This window comes from Streptomyces sp. NPDC093260, assembly GCF_040683715.1.
GTDB lineage: Bacteria > Actinomycetota > Actinomycetes > Streptomycetales > Streptomycetaceae > Streptomyces > Streptomyces sennicomposti.
In genome coordinates this window covers 138611-162044 of record NZ_JBFBEK010000010.1, presented here as the reverse complement: position 1 = coordinate 162044, position 23434 = coordinate 138611, and the positions used below count along the sequence as shown (strand labels likewise).

23 protein-coding genes are annotated in these 23434 nt (G+C 74.9%); 12 read left to right on the top strand and 11 right to left on the bottom strand.

From position 1 onward, the window contains the following. Nucleotides 1–4: 4 nt before the first annotated feature. Both AB0N63_RS15430 and AB0N63_RS15425 read right to left on the bottom strand, forming a co-directional pair. Nucleotides 5–547 (bottom strand): hypothetical protein, encoded by a 543-nt coding sequence (locus AB0N63_RS15430; protein WP_365529131.1) that lies wholly within the window; start codon nucleotides 545–547, stop codon nucleotides 5–7. A 56-nt stretch (nucleotides 548–603) separates the two neighbouring features. Beyond that, nucleotides 604–1389 carry an aspartate/glutamate racemase family protein gene (locus AB0N63_RS15425; protein WP_365529128.1) on the bottom strand — a complete coding sequence of 262 codons (786 nt, stop codon included), beginning with the start codon at nucleotides 1387–1389 and terminating at the stop codon, nucleotides 604–606. Nucleotides 1390–1446: 57 nt separating this feature from the next. Between AB0N63_RS15425 and AB0N63_RS15420 the strand changes: the two genes are divergently transcribed. Further along, nucleotides 1447–2625, top strand: coding sequence for a glycosyltransferase (locus tag AB0N63_RS15420; RefSeq protein WP_365529126.1), 1179 nt, complete (start codon nucleotides 1447–1449; stop codon nucleotides 2623–2625). Between the two features lie 43 nt (nucleotides 2626–2668). Here the strand turns inward: AB0N63_RS15420 and AB0N63_RS15415 are convergent, their stop codons facing one another. Next, nucleotides 2669–4009, bottom strand: a complete 1341-nt coding sequence (locus AB0N63_RS15415; RefSeq protein WP_365529340.1) for a TerD family protein — start codon at nucleotides 4007–4009, stop codon at nucleotides 2669–2671. A 307-nt stretch (nucleotides 4010–4316) separates the two neighbouring features. On the opposite strand from AB0N63_RS15415, the gene AB0N63_RS15410 reads away from it, so the two are divergent. The 3 genes from AB0N63_RS15410 (at nucleotide 4317) to AB0N63_RS15400 (ending at nucleotide 8401) form a co-directional block, all read left to right on the top strand. Beyond that, entirely contained in the window at nucleotides 4317–4748 is a 432-nt protein-coding gene (locus AB0N63_RS15410; protein ID WP_009187292.1) for a DUF6643 family protein, read from the top strand. A 458-nt stretch (nucleotides 4749–5206) separates the two neighbouring features. Then, complete coding sequence (locus AB0N63_RS15405; protein WP_365529123.1) at nucleotides 5207–5812, top strand: hypothetical protein; 606 nt, start codon at nucleotides 5207–5209, stop codon at nucleotides 5810–5812. A 150-nt stretch (nucleotides 5813–5962) separates the two neighbouring features. Further along, nucleotides 5963–8401, top strand: coding sequence for a right-handed parallel beta-helix repeat-containing protein (locus AB0N63_RS15400; RefSeq protein ID WP_365529120.1), 2439 nt, complete (start codon nucleotides 5963–5965; stop codon nucleotides 8399–8401). On the opposite strand, the gene AB0N63_RS15395 is transcribed toward AB0N63_RS15400, so the two are convergent. Then, entirely contained in the window at nucleotides 8371–10671 is a 2301-nt protein-coding gene (locus AB0N63_RS15395) for a hypothetical protein (RefSeq protein ID WP_365529338.1), read from the bottom strand. The genes AB0N63_RS15400 and AB0N63_RS15395 overlap by 31 nt on opposite strands. Nucleotides 10672–11127: 456 nt before the next feature. On the opposite strand from AB0N63_RS15395, the gene AB0N63_RS15390 reads away from it, so the two are divergent. Continuing rightward, the gene (locus AB0N63_RS15390; protein ID WP_365529117.1) at nucleotides 11128–11973 is read left to right on the top strand and encodes a DeoR/GlpR family DNA-binding transcription regulator; all 846 of its coding nucleotides are present in this window, start codon (nucleotides 11128–11130) and stop codon (nucleotides 11971–11973) included. A 159-nt stretch (nucleotides 11974–12132) separates the two neighbouring features. On the opposite strand, the gene AB0N63_RS15385 is transcribed toward AB0N63_RS15390, so the two are convergent. Further along, entirely contained in the window at nucleotides 12133–13257 is a 1125-nt protein-coding gene (locus AB0N63_RS15385) for a PLP-dependent cysteine synthase family protein (RefSeq protein ID WP_365529114.1), read from the bottom strand. 371 nt (nucleotides 13258–13628) lie between these two features. Here AB0N63_RS15385 and AB0N63_RS15380 point away from each other — a divergent pair, with 371 nt between their 5' ends. Both AB0N63_RS15380 and AB0N63_RS15375 read left to right on the top strand, forming a co-directional pair. Continuing rightward, nucleotides 13629–13952, top strand: coding sequence for a hypothetical protein (locus AB0N63_RS15380; protein WP_365529111.1), 324 nt, complete (start codon nucleotides 13629–13631; stop codon nucleotides 13950–13952). Nucleotides 13953–14148: 196 nt separating this feature from the next. Beyond that, the gene (locus AB0N63_RS15375) at nucleotides 14149–14700 is read left to right on the top strand and encodes an ATP-binding protein (protein WP_365529108.1); all 552 of its coding nucleotides are present in this window, start codon (nucleotides 14149–14151) and stop codon (nucleotides 14698–14700) included. A 96-nt stretch (nucleotides 14701–14796) separates the two neighbouring features. Here the strand turns inward: AB0N63_RS15375 and AB0N63_RS15370 are convergent, their stop codons facing one another. Then, complete coding sequence (locus AB0N63_RS15370; protein WP_365529105.1) at nucleotides 14797–15108, bottom strand: SHOCT domain-containing protein; 312 nt, start codon at nucleotides 15106–15108, stop codon at nucleotides 14797–14799. A gap of 173 nt (nucleotides 15109–15281) precedes the next feature. Here AB0N63_RS15370 and AB0N63_RS15365 point away from each other — a divergent pair, with 173 nt between their 5' ends. Genes AB0N63_RS15365 through AB0N63_RS15355 form a run of 3 tightly spaced genes read left to right on the top strand, consistent with a single transcriptional unit; the run spans nucleotide 15282 to nucleotide 17381 of the window. Beyond that, entirely contained in the window at nucleotides 15282–15869 is a 588-nt protein-coding gene (locus AB0N63_RS15365) for a TetR/AcrR family transcriptional regulator (protein ID WP_365529103.1), read from the top strand. A gap of 22 nt (nucleotides 15870–15891) precedes the next feature. Further along, entirely contained in the window at nucleotides 15892–16476 is a 585-nt protein-coding gene (locus tag AB0N63_RS15360; RefSeq protein WP_365529100.1) for a DUF4865 family protein, read from the top strand. Then, nucleotides 16473–17381, top strand: coding sequence for a phosphotriesterase (locus AB0N63_RS15355; RefSeq protein WP_365529098.1), 909 nt, complete (start codon nucleotides 16473–16475; stop codon nucleotides 17379–17381). Before AB0N63_RS15360 ends, AB0N63_RS15355 begins: the two co-directional genes overlap by 4 nt. A 259-nt stretch (nucleotides 17382–17640) precedes the next feature. On the opposite strand, the gene AB0N63_RS15350 is transcribed toward AB0N63_RS15355, so the two are convergent. Together AB0N63_RS15350 and AB0N63_RS15345 are read right to left on the bottom strand one after the other, a co-directional pair. Continuing rightward, complete coding sequence (locus AB0N63_RS15350) at nucleotides 17641–18879, bottom strand: ROK family protein (RefSeq protein WP_365529095.1); 1239 nt, start codon at nucleotides 18877–18879, stop codon at nucleotides 17641–17643. Nucleotides 18880–18932: 53 nt separating this feature from the next. Then, entirely contained in the window at nucleotides 18933–19625 is a 693-nt protein-coding gene (locus AB0N63_RS15345; protein ID WP_365529092.1) for an alpha-ketoglutarate-dependent dioxygenase AlkB, read from the bottom strand. A 67-nt stretch (nucleotides 19626–19692) separates the two neighbouring features. Between AB0N63_RS15345 and AB0N63_RS15340 the strand changes: the two genes are divergently transcribed. Further along, nucleotides 19693–20826 (top strand): methyltransferase, encoded by a 1134-nt coding sequence (locus tag AB0N63_RS15340; protein ID WP_365529336.1) that lies wholly within the window; start codon nucleotides 19693–19695, stop codon nucleotides 20824–20826. 49 nt (nucleotides 20827–20875) lie between these two features. Here the strand turns inward: AB0N63_RS15340 and AB0N63_RS15335 are convergent, their stop codons facing one another. Together AB0N63_RS15335 and AB0N63_RS15330 are read right to left on the bottom strand one after the other, a co-directional pair. Beyond that, the gene (locus tag AB0N63_RS15335) at nucleotides 20876–21748 is read right to left on the bottom strand and encodes a ketose-bisphosphate aldolase (protein WP_365529089.1); all 873 of its coding nucleotides are present in this window, start codon (nucleotides 21746–21748) and stop codon (nucleotides 20876–20878) included. A gap of 37 nt (nucleotides 21749–21785) precedes the next feature. Beyond that, nucleotides 21786–21914, bottom strand: a complete 129-nt coding sequence (locus tag AB0N63_RS15330; RefSeq protein WP_365529087.1) for a hypothetical protein — start codon at nucleotides 21912–21914, stop codon at nucleotides 21786–21788. A 120-nt stretch (nucleotides 21915–22034) separates the two neighbouring features. Here AB0N63_RS15330 and AB0N63_RS15325 point away from each other — a divergent pair, with 120 nt between their 5' ends. After that, nucleotides 22035–22814: a DeoR/GlpR family DNA-binding transcription regulator gene (locus tag AB0N63_RS15325; RefSeq protein WP_365529084.1), complete on the top strand. Its 780-nt coding sequence runs from the start codon at nucleotides 22035–22037 to the stop codon at nucleotides 22812–22814. Nucleotides 22815–22852: 38 nt separating this feature from the next. On the opposite strand, the gene AB0N63_RS15320 is transcribed toward AB0N63_RS15325, so the two are convergent. Then, on the bottom strand, nucleotides 22853–23236 hold the full coding sequence (locus tag AB0N63_RS15320) for a luciferase family protein (protein WP_365529082.1): 384 nt from the start codon (nucleotides 23234–23236) through the stop codon (nucleotides 22853–22855). Between the last annotated feature and the right edge of the window lie 198 nt (nucleotides 23237–23434).

The following is a 23434-nucleotide window of genomic DNA, read 5'->3' as shown; positions in this document are numbered from 1 at the left end:
GCCGTCAGGCGAGGTCGGGGGACGGCGGGCGGAGCCGGGCCTTGATCACGCGGACCGCCGACTCGGCGTTGTCGATGGTGATCGTGAACGTGTGGCCGTCCCACAGCCGCAGCACGATGCCCTCGCCGCGCCGTACGACGACGGCGGTGCCCTTCTCGGGCCGCCAGCGGTAACCCCAGCCGCCCCAGTGCCGCGGGGTGACGTGGGGCGCGAACTCGGCGCCGGCGACATGGGCCAGCGGGATCCGGCGGCGCGGCAGTCCGATGTGGCCGCAGCGCACCTCCAGGCACTCGCGGTCGACCTTCACCGCGACGTGCACGAAGGCGAGGGTGCCGAACAGGACCAGCAGTCCGGCCGCGATGCAGCCCACGACGGACATCACCAGCGGTGCCACGCCGGAGCTCCAGGCGGAGTCGACGGCCAGCTCGATGCCGAGGGCGAGACAGGCGGCGCCGACGAGCGCCAGCAGCCACTGGAACCGGTTGGTGGCACGGCCCGTCCAGACCTCCGGACACGGGCCGCCGTCACTGTGGGAGTGGTCCCTCATGTCAATGAGGTTACTAAGGTTTGGCCGCGCGGGTAGCGCGTCGCGCACGGGGAGTGTCAGCGCGCGGGGGTGGCGGCCTGGAGGAGGCGGCCCTCGGCGTAGGCGAGCGCCGGGGCGGGCAGTGCGCCCTCCCGGCCGTTGAGCAGGACCGTCACGGCGCCCTCGGCTGCGGTCTCCGGCTCGGGCCGGGCGCCGATCCGGCGCAGCGCCTGCGCCGCGACCGCGCCCGCCGAGCCGTGCAGGACGAGCGGCGGGCGGCCGGGCTTGCGGACGGCGCCGCGGATGCGCTCGGCGACCAGTTCGTAGTGGGTGCAGCCGAGGACGACGGTCGTCACGTCGTCGGGGGTCAGCGCGGCGGCGGCGGTGACCGCCTCGTCGATCGCCGCCTGGTTCGCGTGCTCGACGGCCTCGGCCAGCCCCCAGCAGGGCACCTCGGTGACCGGCACGCCGTCGGCGAAGTCGCGGATCAGGTTCCGCTGGTAGGGGCTGCCCGTGGTGGCGGGCGTCGCCCAGATGGCGACGGGGCCGCCGCCGGCGGCGGCCGGCTTGATCGCGGGCACGGTGCCGACGACCGGGAGGTCCGGTTCGAGGAGCTGGCGCAGGGCGGTCAGCGCGTGCACGGTCGCGGTGTTGCAGCCGACGATCAGGGCGTCGGGGCGGTGCGCGGCGGCGGCCTCGGCGACGGCGACGGCGCGCGCGGTGAGGTCCTCGGGGGTGCGCGGCCCCCAGGGCATGCCGGCCGGGTCGAGGGAGAGCACGAGATCTGCGTCGGGTCGCAGGCGCCGTACCGCGGCGGTGGCCGCCAGCAGCCCGATCCCGGAGTCCATGAGCGCGATCTTCACGCCGTAACGATAGACGATGGCCTCGATCGGGCCGCCCGGGTGGGGCAGACTGCGGGGGTGACCGTGATCGTGTGGACCGCCGTGGGATCACTCGCCGCCTGGCTGTGGCTGCTGCTCGGCCAGGGCTTCTTCTGGCGTACGGACGTCAGGCTGCCGCCAGGCGAGGACCCGCCGCGGGGCGGCTGGCCGGCGGTGTGCGTCGTGGTGCCCGCGCGCGACGAGGCGGCCGTGCTCGGCGAGAGCCTGCCCTCGCTGCTCGCCCAGGACTATCCGGGGCGGGCGGAGGTCTTCCTGATCGACGACGGCAGCACGGACGGCACCGGGGAACTGGCCCGGGCGCTGGGGCGGCGCGGCGGGCTGCCGCTGACCGTGGCCTCGCCCGGCGAGCCGCCCGCCGGCTGGACCGGCAAGCTGTGGGCGGTGCGGCACGGCGTCGCGCTGGCACGCGCGCGGGAGCCCGAGTACCTGCTCCTGACCGACGCCGACATCGCGCACGCCCCGGACAGCCTGCGCCGGCTGGTCGCGGCGGCGCGCGCCGGCGGCTTCGACGTGGTCTCCCAGATGGCCCGGCTGCGGGTGGAGTCGCTGTGGGAGCGGCTCGTCGTGCCGGCCTTCGTCTACTTCTTCGCGCAGCTCTACCCGTTCCGCTGGATCGGCCGCAGGGGCGGACGGACTGCGGCGGCCGCGGGCGGCTGTGTGCTGCTGCGCGCGGAGACCGCCGGGCGGGTCCGGATCCCGGACGCGATCCGGCACGCGGTGATCGACGACGTGGCGCTCGCCCGGGCCGTCAAGGGCGGCGGCGGGCACGTCTGGCTGGGGCTCGCCGACCGCGTGGACAGCGTGCGCCCGTACCCGCGGCTGCACGACCTGTGGCGGATGGTCTCGCGCAGCGCCTACGCGCAGTTGCGGCACAACCCGCTGCTGCTGGTCGGCACGGTCGCCGGGCTGGCGCTGGTCTATCTGGCGCCGCCGGTGGCGCTGGTGGCGGGGCTCGCGGCGGGCGGCGCGGCGGCGGCGCTCGCCGGGGGCGCGGCCTGGCTGGTGATGACGGCGACGTACGTGCCGATGCTGCGCTACTACCGCCAGTCGCTGTGGCTCGCCCCGCTGCTGCCGTTCACCGCGTTCCTGTACCTGCTGATGACGGTGGACTCGGCGGTGCAGCACTACCGGGGCCGGGGCGCGGCCTGGAAGGGCCGCACCTACGCGCGCCCGGACGCGATTCCCGAGGAGGGCTGACGCCCGGGCGCGGGCCCTCGTTCGCGGACGCTCGCCCGGGTGGTCACTTGCGGCCCGGGGTCCAGTTCATGCCCCAGCCGTAGGCGTGGTCGACGGTGCGCTGCGGGCTGACGCCGCGCTGGGGCACCAGATAGCGGGCCTCGCGCTGGACGACGAGGTCGCCCCCGGTGTTGGTGATGAGGGCGAGCGCGCACACCGTCGAGGGCACGGTGCACTCGTCGAGGGAGAAGTCGACGGGTGCGCCGTGCTGCGGCTGGAGCGTGACGGTGGCGTGCAGATCGGCGAAGGAGCGGGCGCCTTCGTAGATGGTGACGAAGACGAGGATGCGCCGGAAGTCGCTGCGGTGGTCGAGGTTGACGGTGAGGTTCTCGCCGGTGGCCACGGCTCCGGTGCGGTCGTCGCCGTCGAGGTGGATGTACGGCGGCCGGTGCAGGGCGCCGAAGGCGTTGCCGAGGGCCTGGACGACGCCCTTGCGCCCGTCCGACAGTTCGTACAGGGCGCACAGGTCGAGATCGAGGTCGGAGTGCGTGGCGAAGGCCCGCCCGCGCTTGCCGCCCCAGCCGGAGAACTGTTTGCGCACCTGCCAGTTGAGGTTCACGCGCATGGCGCCGGAGGTGCCGCCCTGTTTGGCGAGGGACACCGACGGGGCGGCCTTGGTGAGCGTCACCTTGGTCAGACGGACGGGGGCCGGGGGCGTGGTGGGCGGCGGTGGTGCCACCGGGGGCGCGACCGGCGGCGGCAGGGGTACGGGGGCTCCGGTCGGCGGGGGCGCGACGGGTCCCGGGACCGCCGGGGGCGGTGTCTGCCCGGCGGGCGCCGGCCAGGCGGTGTGCGGCGCCGGGGCCGGTGGCGGCGTGTGCCGCGGTTCGTCGACGGTGATGCCGTAGTCGGTGGCCAGGCCCTCCAGACCGCTGCTGTAACCCTGGCCGACGGCCCGGAACTTCCAGGCGCCCTGGCGGCGGTAGAACTCGCCCAGGACGAACGCCGTCTCCACGCTCGCGCCGGCGCTGTCGAAGCGGGCGGCCACCGTGTCCCGGGCGGCGTCACGCACCTCGATGTACAGGTCCGGCACCTGCCCGAAGGTACCGCCGTCCGCCGAGGCGGCGAGCACCACCCTGTCCACGTCCGCCTCCACGCGCGCGAGGTCGACGACGAGGGTGTCGGTGGCCCGGCCGCCGGTCTCCCGCTTGCCCTCGTGCCGGACCGAACCGGAGGTGTGCGCGGGCTGGTTGTAGAAGACGAAGTCGGCGTCGGAGCGCACCTTCCCGCCCGCCGCCAGCAGCAGCGCGGAGGCGTCCACGTCGGGGACGCCCGGGCCGGAGCGCCGGCCCACCTCGACCCTGAGGGCCGTGGCCGGCACCTGCGTGTTGGACCCCTTCGGCATTGCCATGTCCGCCCCCTCACCTGTGGCCGGGACGTGTCCCGGCGGTACGGCCCTCGGCGGGCCGTCTGCTCGTCGCCCGCCCAGTCTGCTCCCCCGGCGGTCCGGGGCGGCACGAGGAGCAGTGGAACACGCCTGTCCGACCCCCGGTAACCCCCGAGAAACCGCCCTTTTACACGGCTCAAGGCCGCCGCGGTGCCCCTTTTCGTCGAATTCGCTCGCATTGGGGATCCCGCGTCACCGCGGGCACGGAAAACAACCCTCTTATCGGTCTCCCCAACCAGCACATCGTGGGCTTAACTTATGTGCCATGACCTCCCCCCGCTCCACTTATGGTGGCGGCTACTATTCCGCCTCCTTCCCGGACACCCCGATCTACGACTCGCTCGTCGCCGAGCGTGGCACCCCGCAGATCGCCCCGATCCGGGTCCCCGCGCCGTACGACACGGGAAGTCACCTTCCCGCGCTCCCCTCGGCACTGCCCGCCCTTCCGGCGGCCCCGTCCCAGTCCTACTACGGCTACCAGCAGGCGCCGCAGCCCGCCCCGCTGCAGCAGGCGCCCGCGGCCTACATCCCGCAGCAGGCCTCGGCCCCGCGCGGGTACCCCGGCCCCCAGCAGCCGATGCCGCAGCGCCCGATGGCGAACGGCACCGGCTACGAGGCCATGCGTCCCGCGGCTCCCCGACCCGCCGCGGCGCCGTACCAGGACCCGTACAACCAGCAGCAGTACCGCGGCTACTGATCCGCTCCCCCGGCTGTCCGTGCCGCGCGGCAGGACGAGGTCACGGGGGGTGGAGCCGCGCTCGCCGCACATCCGCCCGGTCGCGGCGTCCCGAGCCGTGGGACGCCGAACGGCCGTCAGGGACTCTGGGGTCCGGCAGGGGACCGGCGCCGGGTACTGATCGACCACGGGGGAAAGGTCGTCACCCGGCGCCGACAGTCGCGCCTCGCGAAGGCCGCCGCCGAGCAACTGCTCGGGGGCGGCCTTCGTGCGTGACCGCGCAGGTCGCCGCCCCGTCCGCCGTCCGCCCCGAGGACGGGAGGTGAAGCGGGAACTCCGGAACGCCGCCCGGCCGTTGGGGTGGCGTGAGAGGTTTGTGAGGGTCCCGGCCGGAGGTGATGTGGCTCTCTCTTCGGCCCGACCCACGGCCGGCCGGCCGCGCCGCGCGTTATGACGGAGCGGGAAGGGGGTGGTGGAGGGTGCGGGTCATCGGCGGACTGTGGCGCTGGCGGCACAACCCGCTGCGCCGCACGACCGATCTGGTCGAGTGCTGGGTGGCGTTGGTGTCCCTGCTGCTCATCCTGGTCGCCGCCCCCGTGGCCGGCTCCCTCGTCGGCGACGCCGCCCAGCACGCCCTGCAGCAGTCGGTGCGCGACCAGCGCCAGAGCCGGCACCTGGTGCAGGCCACCGTCGTGGCCGGGGCGACCGACGAAGCGCCGCGGCCGGACCCGGAGATCTCCGCGGGGCGGGCGGTGCGCAGCCGGGTCGTCGCCGACTGGACCGCCCCGGACGGCACCCGCCGGCACGGCCGGGTGGCGACCGACCTGAAGAAGCCGCACCCCGGCGACCGCTTCGCGCTGTGGACCGACGCGCACGGCCGGGCGGTGCCCCGCCCGCTGGACTCCGGCACGGCCACCGCCCACGCCGTGCTGGCCGGACTCGGCACGGCCATGCTGGCCGCCGCACTCGTGGAGTGCGTCCGCAGGCTGATCCTCTGGCGGCTGGTCCGCCGCCGGTACGCGCGCTGGGACCAGGCCTGGGACCGCGCGGGACCGGACTGGGGCCGCGCCGGCGCCGACAGCTGACCGCCTTCCGGCTCCGGTCAACCGACCGTCCGCGCTCACGCTACGGTGGACCGGCCGGCGCATCCGGCACGACGGGCGCACGGGCGAACCGCAGCGGCGCGCCGCGACGGCGAACGATCCATCAGCACGAGGTGGGGGCACAGCAACGCCATGGCACAGGGCACGGTCCAGGTGACGCACACCGGCACATCGCGGTGGCGGCGCCGCACGGGTGAGTACGCATCGCTCGCCGCCGCTCTGGAGGCCGCGGCGGACGGCGACGTCCTCACCATCGCCCCCGGCACCTACCGGGAGAACCTCGTCGTCCAGCGGGCGGTGACCCTGCGGGGTCCCGAGGGCTCCCCCGGCTCGGTGCGGATCGCGCCCGCCGACGGGGTCCCGCTGACCGTGCGCGCCTCCGCGGTGGTGCAGGACCTGCACGTGGAGGGCCAGGACGCCGCCGCGCCCGCCCTGCTGGTGGAGGAGGGCACACCGGAGCTGAGGGACGTGCGGATCGTGACCCGCTCCGCCTCGGGCATCGAGGTGCGCTCCGGCGCCCGGCCCACCGTGCGCCGCTGCACGGTGGACAACCCGGCCGGCATCGGCATCGCCGTACTCGACGGCGGCGGGCTGTTCGAGGAGTGCGAGATCGTCGCGGCCGGGCAGTCGGGTGTGGCCGTCCGCGGCGGCGGCCGGCCCCGCCTCGAACGCTGCCGGGTGCACCACGCCTCCGGCGCGGGCATCACCGTGACCGGCGACAACGCCGCTCTGGAGGCGGTGGGTTGCGAGGTCTACGAGGTGCGGGGCAGCGGTCTGCAGATCACCGGGCGCGGCACCGCGCACCTGACCGACTGCGATGTGCACCGCACCGCCGCGGACGGCGTCACCCTCGACACCGACGCCGTGCTCACCCTCGCCGACTGCCGCATCCACGACATCCCGGAGAACGCGGTGGACCTCAGGTCGCGTTCGGTGCTGACGCTGACCCGCACCACCGTGCAGCGGTTCGGGCGCAACGGCCTGTCGGTGTGGGACCCGGGCACCCGCGTGGACGCCAACCAGTGCGAGATCTTCGACAGCACGGGCGACTACCCGGCCGTGTGGGTCAGCGACGGGGCGACCGCGGTCCTGGACTCCTGCCGGGTGCACGACGTGCCGGACGCGCTGTTCGTCCTGGACCGCGGCTCGCGCGCCGACGTCGTCGACAGCGATCTGTCCCAGGTTCGCAACACGGCGGTGTCGGTGAGCGACGGCGCGACCGCGCAGCTCGACGACTGCCGGATCAAGGACGCCGCCACCGGCGCGTGGTTCCGCGACCACGGCAGCGGCGGCACCCTCAGCAACTGCACCGTGGACGGCGCGCAGACCGGCGTGATCGTCACCAAGGGCGCCGACCCGACCATCGAGCGCAGCACGATCGTCTCCCCCGCCGAGGCCGGGTTCTACGTCTCGGCCGGGGGCCGCGGCAGCTTCCTCGGCTGCCGGGTCACGGGCAGCGGCGGCTACGGCTTCCACGTGATCGACGGCTGCCGTACGACGCTGCGCAAGTGCCGTACCGAGCGCTGTGCGCGCGGTGGCTTCGAGTTCGCCGACGGCGGCGCGGAGGCGGCCGGTTCGGGACCCGTCGTCGAGGACTGCACCAGCGACGAGAGCGGGGGCGTACGCCCGCCGGCCACGACCGAGACCGTCGCGCAGACGGCGAGCACGTCGCCCGGGCTGCTGGGCGCGCTGCCCGGCCAGCGCGCCACCGAGCCCGAGCCGGTGCGCTCCGCGCCGGAGCCCGAGCCGGAGCGGCCCGAGCGCAGCGCGAAGGACGTGCTGGGCGAACTGGACGCGCTGGTGGGCCTGGAGAGCGTCAAGCGGGAGGTGCGCGCCCTCACCGACATGATCGAGGTGGGCCGGCGCCGGCAGCAGGCGGGGCTGAAGGCTGCATCGGTCAAGCGGCATCTGGTCTTCACCGGTTCCCCGGGCACCGGCAAGACGACCGTCGCCCGGCTGTACGGCGAGATCCTGGCCTCCCTCGGGGTGCTGGAGAAGGGCCATCTCGTGGAGGTGTCCCGGGTCGATCTGGTCGGCGAGCACATCGGCTCCACCGCGATCCGCACCCAGGAGGCGTTCGAACGGGCCCGCGGCGGCGTGCTGTTCATCGACGAGGCGTACGCCCTCTCCCCCGAGGACGCCGGGCGCGACTTCGGCAAGGAGGCCATCGACACACTGGTGAAGCTGATGGAGGACCACCGCGACGCGGTCGTGGTGATCGTGGCCGGCTACACCGCCGAGATGGAGCGCTTCCTGTCGGTCAACCCGGGTGTGGCGTCCCGTTTCTCGCGCACCATCACCTTCAGCGACTACGGTCCGGAGGAACTGCTGCGGATCGTGGAGCAGCAGGCCGAGGAGCACGAGTACCGGCTCGCTCCGGGGGCCGAGGAGGCGCTGCTGAAGTACTTCGCGGCGCTGCCCAAGGGCGCGGCGTTCGGCAACGGCCGTACCGCGCGCCAGACGTTCGAGGCGATGGTGGAGCGGCACGCGAGCCGGGTGGCGCAGTTCGCCGATCCCAGCACCGACGATCTGACGCTGCTCTACCCCGAGGACCTGCCCGCGCTGCCCTGAGCGCCCGAGCCGTCGGCGTCGGCCTCCTCGCCGGTGGCGGGGCGGGGCGCCGGCAGGTCGGGGCGCAGCCGGGCCAGGAGCCGTGCGCGTTCCTCGGCGAAGGCGGGGTCGGCCCGGTAGTCGGAGTGGCCGAGGATCGGAGCGGGCAGCGGGTGCGCGGGGGTGCGGCCGAAGGCGAGGGGGTCCTTCAGCGGAGCGCGGTCCACGTCGTCGCAGGGGTCCGCCGCAGCGCCCGGGCCGGTGTCCGGGGCGTGGCCGCCGGGGACGCGGACCGGGCCGCCGATGGGGTCGGTGAGCCGGTACAGGTTGCGCCAGCAGTCCGCGTCGCGGTGCAGGGCGGTGAGGGCCGAGAGTCCGAAGTGGGCGGGGAACCAGCGGCCGTAGAGCCGCTCCAGCGGGCAGCCGTAGGTCAGCAGGGCGACCCGGCGCCGTACCGCGGCCGGCAGCTGCCAGACCGCGGCGGCGGCCAGCACACTGCCCTGGGAGTGGCCGGACAGGACGAGCCGGCCGCCGGTCGCGCCGGTCCACGTCGCCATCCGCCAGGTCAGGTCGGGCACCGCGCGTTCGGCGTAGCAGGGCGGGGCGAAGGGGTGGGCGGCGCGCGGCCAGAAGGTGCCGACGTCCCACAGGATGCCGATGGTGCGCCGCGCCGAGGCGTCCTTGTAGGCGCGGCGGCCCCAGGTGACGAACAGTATGAAGCCGACGCCGACCAGCCAGGAGCCCAGCGCCTGCGCGGTGTCGGCCGCGCCCGCCACGAAGCGGGGCGTTCCGGCGGCGGCCTGGGCGGGGGTGGTGTGGAAGCCGAGGCCGCCGACGAGGGCGACGGCGCCCAGCACCAGGGTGACGGCGCAGGTGACGCCGACGACGCGGGGCGCCTCGTCGGTGAGGGCGGCCAGCGCGCGGACGCGGGCGATGCGGTGGGTGCGCGCGGGGTCCGGCGGATCGTCCGGGTAGTCGCGCGCCACGGCGGCTTCCCCCGCACGGGCCAGTCGGCGGGCGCGCAGGGCGAGCCGGGCGGCGAGCACGAGCAGCACGACGAGCAGCGGCGGGATGACGGAGGCCTGCCAGGTCAGCAGGACCGGCGGGCCGGGTATGGACGTGGCGTCGCCGTCCAGCCAGTCGGCGACCCGTTGCGCGACCCCGCCGGTCATCACGCCGCCGAGGGCGCAGGCCAGCAGGGCGACCGCCGGGCCGCCGAGGCCGCGCAGGGCGGCGCGGGGGTCGGGGAGCGTGCGGTACAGGGCGAGCGAGGCGAGGCTCAGGGCGATCACGAGGAGGCCCTGGACCAGGGTGACGGAGCCGAAGGCGGCGTCCGCGGCGAGGCGGCCCGTGGCGTACCAGGCGGGGCGCGCCCAGCCTGCGTAGAGGGCGGCGCACAACAGGAGGAGCAGGGCCCCGAGCGGGAGGCCGCGCACGAGGTGGCGGTCGAGCCGCCGGTCGAGGCGGTTCTCGCTGCGCCCCCGGCGGCAGACCGCGCCCACGACGAGGGCCGCGGTGGCCACCAGCGAGGCCTGGAGCAGCCAGCCGAGCAGGTCGAGGACCGCGGGGCCGCCGGGACGGCGGTCGAAGTGTGCGGCGGGGACGGCGAGCGCCGCGGCCACGGTCAGCAGGCCGACGGCGGTGTGCGCGGCGCGCAGCCGGGCCACCAGGCGGCGTCCGTACCAGAAGCCGGGTCGGCTCAGGGCCCCGTCGGTGCTCTCCCCTTCCGGTTCGGGCGCGGAAGAACCGTGGTGCAGGGGCTGTTGGGACTCGTAGGCGCTCCAGGTGCGGTGGGAGAGGTACCACAGGAGGCCGGTGAGGGCGGTGGGGACGACGGCGGCCAGGGCGAGGCGGCGGCCGGGTGTGCTCCACCAGCCGGCGCCGGGGGCCAGGAAGCCGAGCCAGGAGTGGCGTGCGGCGCACGCGCGCGTTCCCGCGCACTGCCAGGCGGCGAGGTCCAGCGCGACCTCGCAGGCGGCGGCGGTGAACAGCACCGTGAGGGTCAGGCCGGTGAGCCTGACCAGCAGTCCGTACAGGCGGACGGTGCGGGGGCGGCCGCGGGTGGTGGGGCGCATCCAGTGGGCGAGGTTGACGACCATGAACGGCAGCAGCAACAGCCACAGGGCACGGCTGCCGTCGCCGGAGGTGAGGTTGCACCAGACGTAGGCCTCGGGCACCGGACCGTCGCGGTGGCCCTCGGGCCGCGACTCGGCGTCCGCGTCGGCGGCGCGCCGGTAGAGGGCGGCGGTGTCGTCCCCGAAGACCCGGACCGTGTGCGGGTCGTCCAGCATCTCCTGGGGTGTGGTGCCGCCGACTCCGTGGACCAGGAGTTCCAGGGCGGGTCGCGGCACGCGGGCCGGTGTCGGCGGGCGGTCGGCCGCGTGGTCCGCCGGGTGGTCTCCGGCCGGCCGGTCCGCCTGGAGGTTCCGCTCTGCGCGTTTCACCACCCGCACCCCCGTGGCCGTGCCGTCGCCCGTGTTCTCGCGGGAACAGGATGCTCGATGGTGACGTGCGCCACACATGCAGCCGGGGGAAAGCGCCCGATCCGGTGACGTCCGCCGCGCGCCGGGCGTGTCGCGCGGTGCTCCGGAGGGCGGCGGGTGCGTGTCGGGCGGGCGGTGCCGCGGTGTCCGGCGCCCCGTGAAAGGATGGGGCGCCCGTGTGGCACCGCCCGTGACGAGCCCTTCGTCGCGGCTGGCGTCGCCGGGCGTGTCGGGCGGCTTGAGGCGAAAGGAACCGGAGCACACGTGAGTGAGAATCAGAACCTCCTCGCGGAGCAGCGGCGGGCCCTGATCCTGGACGAGGTCCGGCGCCGCGGCGGGGTCCGGGTCAACGAACTGACGCGCAAGCTCGGCGTGTCGGACATGACGGTCCGCCGCGACCTGGACGCGCTGGCCCGGCAGGGCATGCTGGAGAAGGTGCACGGCGGCGCGGTCCCGGTGGTGGAGGCCAGCACGCACGAGCCGGGCTTCGAGGCCAAGTCGGGTCTGGAGCTGACGGCCAAGGAGGACATCGCGCGGGCGGCGGCCCAACTGGTCGCACCGGGCTCGGCGATCGCGCTCTCGGGCGGTACGACGACGTACGCGCTGGCCCATCGTCTGGTGGACGTGCCGGATCTGACGGTGGTCACCAACTCGGTGCGGGTCGCGGACGTCTTCCACACCGCGCAGCGCGCCTCCGGCCAGCGGCAGGACTCGGCGACGGTGGTGCTGACCGGCGGGGTGCGCACCCCGTCCGACTCGCTGGTCGGGCCGGTGGCGGACCAGGCGATCGCCGCCCTCCACTTCGACGTGCTGTTCCTCGGAGTGCACGGGATATCGGCCGAGGCCGGGCTGTCGACGCCGAACCTCGCCGAGGCGGAGACCAACCGGCGTCTGGTGCAGTCCGCACGGCGGGTCGTGGTGGTCGCCGACCACACCAAGTGGGGCGTGGTGGGCCTGAGTTCCTTCGCCTCACTGGACCGGATCGACACCCTCGTCACGGACGCGGGACTGCCGCCGGAGGCGCGCGCCGAGGTCGCGGAGCATCTGCGGCTGGTGGTGGCCGGGGAGAGCGGGGAGTCCGGGGAGCCGGGGCACACGCCGGACGCCTGAGCGTCCGCCGGCACCGGGGCGCGGTGCCGGCCCGTCAGACCGCCGGCCCCGGAGCACCTGCCGGGCCCGACGGACCGGCCTCTGGACACGGCCGCCTGACGGCACCCGCACGGCGGTCTTCGGACCGTTCGTCGCGGCGGCCGGGCCGGCTCGCCCGGGTCAGACCGGCCAGGCCCCCGTGGCCAGGAACGACTCGATCGCCGCCGTGTACGGCGCGGCGTCCAGCCCCTGTTCGGCCAGCCACGCGTCGGAGTAGTACTTGTCGAGGTAGCGGTCCCCCGGGTCGCACAGCAGCGTCACCACGCTGCCCCGGCGGCCCTGCGCCACCATCTCCGCGACGATCTTCAGCGCGCTCCACAGACCGGTGCCGGTGGAGCCGCCCGCCTTGCGGCCGATGGCCCCCTCCAGGGCGCGGACGGCGGCCACGGCGGCGGCGTCCGGCACCTTCATCATCCGGTCGATCGCCCCGGGCACGAAGCTCGGCTCCATCCGCGGCCGGCCGATGCCCTCGATGCGCGAGCCGCAGTCGCAGGAGACGTCCGGGTCGCCGGTGGTCCAGCCGTCGAAGAAGCAGGAGTTGTCCGGGTCGGCGACACAGATGCGGGTGTCGTACTGCATGTAGTGGACGTAGCGCGCGAGGGTCGCCGAGGTGCCTCCGGTGCCCGCGGTGGCGACGATCCACGCCGGTTCGGGGAAGCGCTCCAGTTCGAGCTGGCGGAAGATGGACTCGGCGATGTTGTTGTTGCCGCGCCAGTCCGTGGCCCGCTCGGCGTAGGTGAACTGGTCCATGTAGTGGCCGCCGGTCTCCACCGCGAGCCGGGCGGAGGCCTCGTACATGGTGCGCGGGTCGTCCACGAAGTGGCAGCGGCCGCCGTGGAACTCGATCAGACGGCACTTCTCGGCGCTGGTCGTGCGCGGCATCACCGCGATGAACGGCACCCCGATCAGCTTGGCGAAGTACGCCTCGGAGACGGCCGTCGAGCCGCTGGACGCCTCGATCACGGGGCGGTCCGGCCGGACCCAGCCGTTGCACAGGCCGTACAGGAAGAGCGAGCGCGCCAGGCGGTGCTTGAGGCTGCCGGTGGGGTGGGTCGACTCGTCCTTCAGATAGAGGTCGATGCCCCACTCCTCGGGCAGCGGAAAGCGCAGCAGGTGGGTGTCGGCGGACCGGTTGGCGTCGGCCTGGACCTTGCGGACCGCCTCTTTGAGCCAGTTCCGGTAGCCGGTGTCGCTGCGGTCGACGTCGAGGGTGTCGCCGGTCCGGCGCTGCTCGGTGGTGCTCACGGCGGGACTCCTAACGGTGGGCGCCGACGGCGTGTCGCGCGGCCGGACGTCCTCGATGATAGACACCTTCCGCAAGCTTCTCACCTGCATAAACGCCTCTTTGAGCGGCCCAAAGGCAGCCCTGGGGCGCGGCACGCCAGAGCGCGTGCGGGGCTCATTCGCCGCATGGGCGGGGGCGCGTTCGCGCGGGTGCTCCGTGCGCCGTTCGAAAGCGCCCCACGTCTACTGGTGCCGGGCGCGGAAGCGGGGCAGACTGCACCGCGCGGGGACGGAGAGCCGTACGGGATGCGCGGAAGATCCCGTACGGACGGCGGCGGCCCGTGAACCGGGCCGGACAGCAGCCGGCGGCGCGTGCAAGGGGGCGGGCGGGGATGGCGGAACCGGAGTTCACGGCCACGGGCGTGCGGATCGCCAGGCGACTGCGCTCCCTCACCCGGGCCGGACGGGTCCGGATCAGCGACGGCAGGCTGGAGCTGCTCACCAGCTACGGCACGGTGATCGACAGCGCGCCGGTGAGCGCGGTGCGGGCGTCCAGGCCCTGGCTCGGCCCGGACGGCCGGGCGCGCGCCGACCTCGCCGGCACCCGGTACCTGCTGACCCTCAGCGACCGCGACCCCGCCCCCGGCGAGCCGGGGCCGCCCGCGGCGCGCCGGTTCGTCGAGGCCGTCCGCAGGGCCGCGGGGCGCGGCGGCTGAGCCGTCGGGAAGGTGGCGCGAAGTTGCGGTGCCGAACCCCTTGCGCCACGCTGGTCTCACGTCACTCTGGGTTTACCGGCGATAACGCTGCGAACCAGCCCGCCGGCCACGACAGCAGGCGGCAGTGTCATGCAGGCGTCCTGCTGCATCCGAAACGTCGTGTTCTTCCGGACCTCAACGTCGGGGAGTCGCAGCCGTGATCAGTCACCCAAGCAGACACTGCACGGTGGAGCTCCAAGCCCTGCCGTCGCGGATCGGCCAGGTCCGCAGAATCGTATCGGCGCACTTGCGCTACTGGCATCTGGACCCTCTGATAGACCGGGCCGCGCTCGGTGTGACGGAGTTGCTGACCAACGTCCACCAGCACGCCCAGCCCGACAAGTTGTGCACCGTCGAGCTCGAGTTCCTGCTCGACCGGCTCACCGTCTCCGTGCGCGACCACGATCCGCGTCTTCCCGTGGTGGAGGACATGGGCGACATCGCGCCGCTGGCCACCGAAGGTCGGGGACTGGCGATGGTGGCCGCGATGAGCGAGAGCTGGGGCGCGCGCCCGGACGGCGAGGAGGGCAAGGTGGTGTGGTTCACCCTGCCCTCCGCCGCCGCCCCGGTCGCCGCCACGGTGCCGTCGCGGGTGCCGCGACTGGCCGCCGGGGAGCAGCAGCCCGTACGCCGGTTCACGGAGGTCGAACCCGCGCTCGACGGGGCGAGGGCCGCGCCCGTTCCCGCCCGTTCCCCCGTCCCCGGCTGACCGGGGACGAGCCCGAGCGACGCCGTCACCGCCGGATTCCGGCCGGTGGCGGCGTCGGGGCGGTGCGGTGGGGCGCGGCGCCCTGTGCCGCCGTCGTCAGCGGACACCGTTCTTCTCCGCACGGCCGAAGTGCTCTTCCAGCACGGACAGCCGGCGCCAGTACTCGTCCTCGTCGATCTCGCCGGAGGCGAAGCGGCGGCCGAGGACGGCCAGCGGCGAGTCGCCGGCGGGACAGCCGTCCAGACCCCGCCGGGGGCCGCCGGCCGGGCCCGTCCACGGCCCTCCCGCGTCGCGCCGGGTGCGCCGCAGAAGGGTGACGACTCCGGCGATCGCGGCCGCCCAGAACAGCGGGAACAGGAGGACCCACGGGCCGGGGCCGCTCCCGTCCCAGTTCGCCGAGGTCTGCATCTCGCTCGTCTCCTTCGGGAGTTCTCGGGGTGACGGGCCGAGCATGGCCGCCCGCGTGGGTCGAGGTCGTCGTACGGGCAGCGGCAGTGTGCCTACCCCCCGGGGAGTACAGGGGCGCGGCGCAGCTGGCCCTGAAGCGCTTCCGGAAGGGCTCGACTTCTGTACCTACTGGTATGTACTCTGTCCGCATGAGCACGCAGGAGCGATTGATCGAGTCCACGCGCGAACTGCTGTGGGAGCGGGGCTACGTGGGCACCAGCCCGAAGGCGATCCTGGAGCGCGCCGGTGCCGGGCAGGGCAGCATGTACCACCACTTCAAGGGCAAGTCCGACCTGGCCCTGACGGCCATCCGGCGTACCTGCACGGAGCTGCTGGCCACCGCGGACGCCCTGCTGACCGGCCCCGGCACGCCGTATGAGCGCATCGAGGCGTATCTGCGCCGCGAGCGTGACGTGCTGCGCGGCTGTCCGGTCGGCCGGCTGACCATGGACCCGGAGATCGTCGCCAGCGCCGAACTGCGCGCACCGGTGGACGAGACGCTCGACGCCCTGCGCGAGCGGCTGGCGCGGGTCGTGGAGGAGGGCAAGGAGTCCGGCCTGTTCCCGCCCCACCTGGACGGCGAGGAGATCGCGGCGACGGTCCTCGCCACCGTGCAGGGCGGCTATGTGCTGGCCCGGGCCGCCGGCTCCCCCGCCGCCTTCGACACCGGCGTACGGGGACTGCTGTCGCTGCTGCGCCCCGACGCCGACCGTCCGGCCTGAGCGCCGGGGAAGGGACCTTCACGTGCACGCGACGCAGTACGAGCTGACCCTGCCCGCCGATTACGACATGGGGATCGTCCGGGACCGCGTCGAGCGGATCGGGCACGCGCTCGACGACTGGGACGGCCTCGGCGTCAAGGCGTACCTGATGCGCGAGCGCGGGGTGCACGGCTCTCCGGTCAGCCAGTACGCGCCGTTCTACCTGTGGAACACGACGGAGGGCATGAACTCCTTCCTGTGGGGCGGTCCCTTCCAGGGGCTGGTGGGCGATTTCGGCCGGCCCGTGGTGCGGCAGTGGACGGGGCTGGCGCACGAGGCCGGCGACGCCGCGGAGTCGGCCCCCGTGGTCGCCGTACGGCAGCGGGTGCCCGTCCCGGAGGGCGTGGTGCTGGCCGAGTTCATGGACGAGGCGGTGCGCGAGAACGGGCGGCTGGCCGGGCGGGACGGCGCGGTGCTCGCGGCGACCGCGGTGGACACGAGCCGCTGGGAGCTGGTGCGCTTCTCCCTGTGGGCGCGGGAGACGCCGGACGCGGACGGCGAGGTGTTCCAGGTCCTGCACCTGTCGGCGCCCGGCCGCACGTCACTGCCCACGGGCCGGCAGTGGTGAGCGCCGTCCGCACCGTGCTCGGCGATGTCGCGCCGGCCGAACTCGGGGTGACCGACGCGCACGACCACCTCTTCTTCCGCAGCCCCCGGCTGCCCGGCCAGGAACTGGACGACGTGCGGGCCGCCGGCTCGGAGCTGGCCGCGTTCCGCGCGGCGGGCGGGTCGGCCGTCGTGCAGTGGACGCCGTACGGGCTGGGCCGCCGGGCCGCGGAGTTGCCGCCGCTGTCCCGGGCCGTCGGGGTGCACGTGGTGTGCGCGACGGGACTGCACCAGGACGTCCACTACGACGCGGACACGCTGGCAGCGGTGCGCGGGAGGCTCGCGGACGTCTTCGTCACCGAACTCACCGAGGGGATCGGCGACACCGGCGTGCGGGCCGGGCTCGTCAAGGTCGCCGGCGGCTTCCACGGCCTCGACGCGCACGCCCGCTGGACGATGACCGCCGCGGCCGAGGCCCACCACGCCACCGGTGCGCCCGTCGCCGTCCACCTGGAGATGGGCACGGCCGCCCTCGACGTGCTGGACCTGCTGTGCGGCGAGTCCGAGGTGCCGCCGGACCGGGTGATCCTCGGTCATCTGAACCGCTTTCCCGATCCGGTGGCGCACCGCCAGGCGGCCGAGTCGGGCTGTTACCTGGCCTTCGACGGCCCCTCCCGGAGCCACCACGCCACCGACTGGCGGATGCCCCAGGCCGTGCGTGCCCTGGCCGAGGCCGGACACGGCGACCGGCTGCTGCTCGGCGGCGACACGGTGGTCGCCGGCGGCCGGTCGGTCGACGGCGGCCCCGGCATGCCGTACCTGCTGCGCCGCATCCGCCCGCGGCTGGCGGCGGAACTGGGCACGGACCTGGTGGACCGCGTCCTCACCGAGAACCCGGCCCGCGCCTTCGCCACGGCCTGGCACTGAGCGCGGGTGCCCTCGCCTCTCCTGACGCGGGCATCCGCGAGCCCCCCGGGCGCGGTGGCGCTCCGCCGGGTGGCTCCGGGCGGCGGGAAGGCAGGAGTCGGGGACCGTCCGCCGGGGCGGGCCCCGGGCGGAGGAGCCCCCCGGCCGTCAGGCGGATGCCGAACCAGGCCTCGGCCGTCAAGCCGATACCGGGCCACCTAGGGGGCGGGCACCGGCCGCGACGGCACGGGCGGGGGCCGGGCTGCCCGGCCCCCGCCCGTCAGGCCAGTGCCCCCAGGGGGTCGTCCAGGACCGGCTGCCAGGCCAGTTCCGCCGCGCCGACCAGGCTGTTGTGGTCCAGGGTGCAGGGGAGGATGGGCACGCCGCCGCTCTGGCCCCACAGGCTGCGGTCGGCGACGACGGCGCGCAGCCGGTCCGGGGCGGCCTCCAGCAGGGTGCGGTGCAGTCCGCCGAGGATGATCCGGTCCGGGTTCAGGATGTTGACCAGACCGGCCAGCCCCAGCCCGAGGCGGTCCACGAGGGTCGCCACGGCCGTCCGGACGGCCGGGTCGTCGAGGTGGCCGCGGATCAGGTCGTCGGCCTGCTTGAGCAGCGACACCTCGGGGCCGGGCGCGCGCCCGGCGGCGGTGAGGAGGGCCAGCGGGTCGGCCTCCACGTCCAGGCAGCCGCGGCTGCCGCAGTGGCAGGGGCGGCCCTCGGGGTTGACGGTGAGGTGCCCGACCTCCAGCGCCAGGCCGGAACTGCCCGTGTGCAGCCGCCCGTCCAGCACCAGCGCGCCGCCCACGCCGCGGTGCCCGGTGGCCACGCACAGCAGGTCGCGGGCGCCGCGTCCGGCGCCGTGCCGGTGCTCGGCGAGCGCGGCGAGGTTGACGTCGTTGGCGGCGAAGGCCGGTCCGCCGATCCCGGCGGCGCGCACGCACTCGGCGAAGATCCGCCGTACGGGAGCGCCGACCGGCCAGGCAAGGTGCAGCGGGTTGAGTGCGGTGCCGTCCGGTTCGGCGACCGCGGACGGCACGGCGAGTCCGGCGCCGACGCAGCGCCGGCCGGTCGCGCGCAGCAGCTCCGCGCCGGCCTCGACGACCGAGCCGAGCACCTTGGCCGGGTCGGCGTCCACGGTCTCGCAGCCGGGCGCGGTGGCCACGATCCGGCCGCCGAGGCCGACCAGGGCGGCGCGGAAGCCGTCGGCGTGCACCTGGGCGGCGAGGGCGACGGGTCCGTCCTCGGCGACCGAGAGGCGGTGCGAGGGCCGGCCCTGCGAACCGGCCGCGGCGGCCGGCCGGGGGTCCACCCGGATCAGCCCGAGCGCCTCCAGTTCGGCGGCCACCGCCCCGGCCGTCGCCCGGGTCACCCCCAGCTCCGCGGTGAGCACGGCCCGAGTCGGGGCCCGCCCGGTGTGCACCAGCTCCAACGCGGGTCCGAGCGCGCCACGCCCCCGGTCCAGCCGCGTCCTCGAGGTGGTCCCTTCCCCCGCCGTCCGGGGGTCAGCCTTGCCGCTCATGAGGGGGAGTCTCCCATGATCCGTGGTCCCGGCCGTCCGGAGACCGGCCCGGTTCAGGCCCGCTGTCCGCTCCGTCCCCCTCCGGGCGCGGGGGCCGGCAGGCCGCTCACCCGCAGCGTGACGTTCAGCCGCCCGGTCAGCCCCAACTCGCCCGGCGCGGTGCCCGCGTGAACGCGCGGCACACCGTGGTAGGCGAACCGGGAGGGGCCGCCGAAGACGAACAGGTCGCCGCTGCGCAGCTCGACGTCCGTCCACGGCCGGGTACGCGTCGCGGTGTTGCCGAAGCGGAAGACGCAGGTGTCGCCGAGGCTGAGCGACACCACCGGCGCGGAAGACCTCTCGTCGGCGTCGCGGTGCATGCCCATACGCGCGTCGGCGTCGTAGAAGTTGATCAGCGCGACGTCGTACGCCGCCTTCCGCGCCGCCTCCGGTCCGAGGGCGTCGGTCACCGCCCGCCGCCCCAGCTCGCCCAGCCAGGCGGGAAACGGTTTCACCGGTGCGCCGTCGCCGTCGGCGACCGTGCGGGCGTAGGCGTACGGGTACCAGTGCCAGCCCAGGCAGACCTGCCGGGCGGTCATCGTGCCGCCGCCGGGGGTGCGCACCGTGCGCAGGCCGGCCGGCGGGCGGGCCCACCGACGGCAGGCGTCCAGCAGCTCGCGCTGGCGCGCCGGGTCCAGCCAGTCGGGGAGGTGCACCGCGCCCGGCGCGATCTCGGCCCGGCGGCGGGGGAACAGCTCGGCGTCCATGCCCCCATCCTGCCCCGGCCATCCTGATCTGCGGCTCGGCTAGCCTGGACGGACGATGAACGACCGTATGACGACCCCCTGGGGCGAGCCGGCGCTGTCCCGGTTCCCCGTGGACCCGCGTGACCGGCTGCGTGCCTGGGACGCCTCCGACGAGTACCTCCTGCGGCACCTCGCCGAGCAGGCCATCGACCTGTCCGGGACGGTCGTGGTCGTCGGGGACCGGTGGGGCGCGCTGGTCACGGCGCTGGCGGCGCACGGGCCGACGCAGATCACCGACTCCTACCTCGGGCAGGAGGCGACCCGGCTCAACCTCGCCCGCAACGGCGCCGAGCCCGGCGCGGTGCGGCTGCTCACCACGCAGGACCCGTCGCCGGACCGGATCGACGTGCTCCTGGTGCGGGTGCCCAAGAGCCTGGCGCTGCTGGAGGACCAGCTGCTGCGGCTGGCGCCCGCCGTGCACGAGGGCACGGTCGTCGTGGGCACGGGCATGGTGAAGGAGATCCACACCTCGACGCTGACGCTGTTCGAGCGGATCCTCGGTCCGACCCGGACCTCGCTCGCCGAGCGCAAGGCCCGGCTGATCCTGTGCACCCCCGCCCCGTCCCTGGAGCGGCCCGCCAACCCGTGGCCGTACACCTACACGTTGCCCGGCGGGATCGGCGCGGTCTCCGGCCGGACCGTCGTCAACCACGCCGGGGTGTTCTGCGCGGACCGGCTCGACATCGGCACCCGCTTCCTCCTCCGGCACCTGCCGGACGGCCGAGGCGCGCGGCGGGTGGTGGACCTCGGCTGCGGCAACGGCGTGGTGGGCACGGCGATGGGGCTGGCGCACCCGGAGGCCGAAGTGCTGTTCACCGACGAGTCGTTCCAGGCGGTGGCCTCGGCCGAGGCGACGCACAAGGCGAACGGGGTGCCGGGGCACGCCGAGTTCCGGGTCGGCGACGGGTTGTCCGGAGTGCCGGACGGCAGCGTGGACCTGGTGCTCAACAACCCGCCGTTCCACTCCCACCAGGCGACGACCGATGCGACGGCATGGCGGATGTTCACCGGGGCGCGGCGCGCGCTGCGCCCCGGCGGCTCGCTGTGGGTGGTCGGCAACCGGCACCTGGGCTACCACCTGAAGCTGCGCCGGCTGTTCGGCAACAGCGAACTGGTGGCGAGCGACCCGAAGTTCGTGCTGCTGCGGGCGGTCAAGCGGTAGGCGGCGGGCCGGGGTGGACGCCGTGCGGGCGGGCGTCAGCCGGCGGGCGTCAGCCGGCAGCCGTCGCGCGGGGTGCGCCGATCACCACGAGGAGGCGGGTCACCTCCTTCGCCATGGCCTCCCGGCCCACGCCGAGGTACTTGCGGGAGTCGACGGCCTCGGGGTGGGCGGCCAGGAACTCGCGGATCGCGCGGGTCATGGCGATGTTCAGGGCGGTGCCGACGTTGACCTTGGCGATGCCGCCGGTGACGGCCGCGGTCAGCTCGGCGTCGGCGAGGCCCGAGGAGCCGTGCAGGACGAGGGGCACGTCCAGCGCGTCGGCGAGGCGTTTGAGCAGGTCGTGGTCGAGGGCTGCGGTGCGCTCCGTCATGGCGTGGGAGTTGCCGACGGCCACGGCGAGGGCGTCCACTCCTGCGCCGGTGACGAACGCGTGCGCCTCTGCGGGGTCGGTGCGGGCGCCGGGGGCGTGGGCGTCCAGCGGCGGCCGGCCGTCCTTGCCGCCGACCTCGCCCAACTCCGCCTCCAGCCACAGCCCCTGGGCGTGCGCCCATTCGGCGGCGGCCCTGGTCGCGGCGAGGTTCTCCGCGTACGGCAGCCGGGAGGCGTCGTACATGACGGAGCTGAAGCCCGCCTCGGGCGCCTGGCGCAGCAGGTCGTCGCTCTGCACATGATCGAGGTGCAACGCCACGGGCACGGCGGCGCGCCGGGCCGCCTCGACGGCGGCACGGGCCAGGGGCAGCAGCCGTCCGTAGCGGAACCTGACCGCGTTCTCGCTGATCTGGAGGATGACGGGCGTGCCGGCCGCCTCGGCGCCGGCGACGACGGCCTCGACGTGTTCCAGCGTGACGATGTTGAAGGCGGCGACGGCGGAGCGCGCGACGGCGGCGCTGCCGACCAGCTCGCCGGTGGTTGCAAGCGGCACGGCCTGTCCTCTCCGGAGGGGAAGGTGGTGAGGGGCGTCAGGAGGCGAGGAGCACCGAGCGGGTGAAGTGGCGAGGCCGGTCCGGGTGAAGGCCCCGGGCGGCGTCGGCGACGACGCGGGTCCAGCACCCGGGCTGACTTGTCAGCTCGTCCTCGACATGTCTCATCGCACACCCTCCCGTTGCTGATTGTTCTTGCAAGATAGCGACGAGTTTCGAGCACAATCAAGCATTTCGCTCCGTGGTGGGTGCGTTAGGGTCACGGAGACCGAGGAACGGAGGCCGCCCATGTCGCGCGACGCCCGCTGGAAGGCGCTGCTGGAACTGCTCGTGGAGCGCGGCCGGCTGGACGTGGAGGAGGCCGCGACCCGGCTGGAGGTGTCGGCCGCGACGATCCGTCGGGACTTCGACCAGCTCGCCGAACAGCAGATGCTGGTCCGCACCAGGGGCGGCGCCGTCGTGCACGGCGTGTCCTACGAGCTGCCCCTGCGCTACAAGACGGCCCGCCGCGCGGGCGACAAGCAGCGCATCGCCCGCGCGGTCGCGGAACTCGTCGCTCCCGGTGAGGCGGTGGGCCTCACCGGGGGCACCACCACCACGGAAGTGGCCCGCGCCCTGGCGGTGCGCGCCGATCTGACCGCCGGGTCGCCCGCCCTGACCGTGGTCACCAACGCGCTCAACATCGCCAACGAGCTGGCGGTACGACCCCAGTTCAAGATCGTGCTGACCGGTGGGGTGGCGCGCCCGCAGTCGTACGAGCTGATCGGGCCGCTGGCGGACGGGGTGCTGAGCCAGATCACGCTCGACGTGGCGGTGCTCGGCGTGGTCGCCCTGGACGTCACGCACGGCGCGGCGGCGCACGACGAGGCGGAGGCCGCGATCAACCGGCTGCTGTGCGAGCGCGCCGAGCGGGTGGTCGTCGCGGCGGACTCCAGCAAGCTCGGGCGGCGCGCCTTCGCCCGGATCTGCCCGGTGGAGTCCGTCGACACACTGGTCACCGACGGGGCGGCGGACGGGGACGCGGTGCGCAGGTTCGAGGAGGCGGGGGTACGGGTCCTCACGGTGTGAGGCGGGGTCGGCCGGGGGTGCGTGACCGGCGGGAACGGTCAGGTGCGCCAGAAGCCCACGCCGCGGCCGTCGTTGCAGCCGGCGGGTACCGGGCGGTCGTCGGCGGCGGGTCCGCCCAGATGGGCCTTGAGGGCGACGCTCATCAGGGACAGCAGCAGATCGACGTCGGCGGAGGCGTCGAGGCGGATCGTCACCCACGACGAGCCCGGTACGACCCGGACGGCGGCGAAGCGCCTCAGGTCGCCCGCCAGCCGGCGTATCGCCCGGTCGGTCAGGTTGAGGTCGACGTCGCGGTCGGAGTGGAAGTGGGCGATCTCCCCGTACGGCGAGCTGAGCGCCTGCCCGGCGCCGCAGCTCGGCACCACTTCCATCAGGTCGGGCCAGCCGGCCAGTTGGGTGAGGGCGCGCGCGGCGAGCGTCATGCCACCATCATGGCGCGCTCACCGCACGGCCACCGGCGCGTGCGCGAGCCTTGACCGTTCCGTGTCCCGATCCGGTCGGCGCGGCTCCGCCCCGTCCGGAACCGCTCCGTGTCCCCATCCGGTCGGCGCGGCTCCGCCCCGTCCGGAACCGCTCCGTGTCCCCATCCGGTCGGCGCGGCTCCGCCCCGTCCGGCCGCC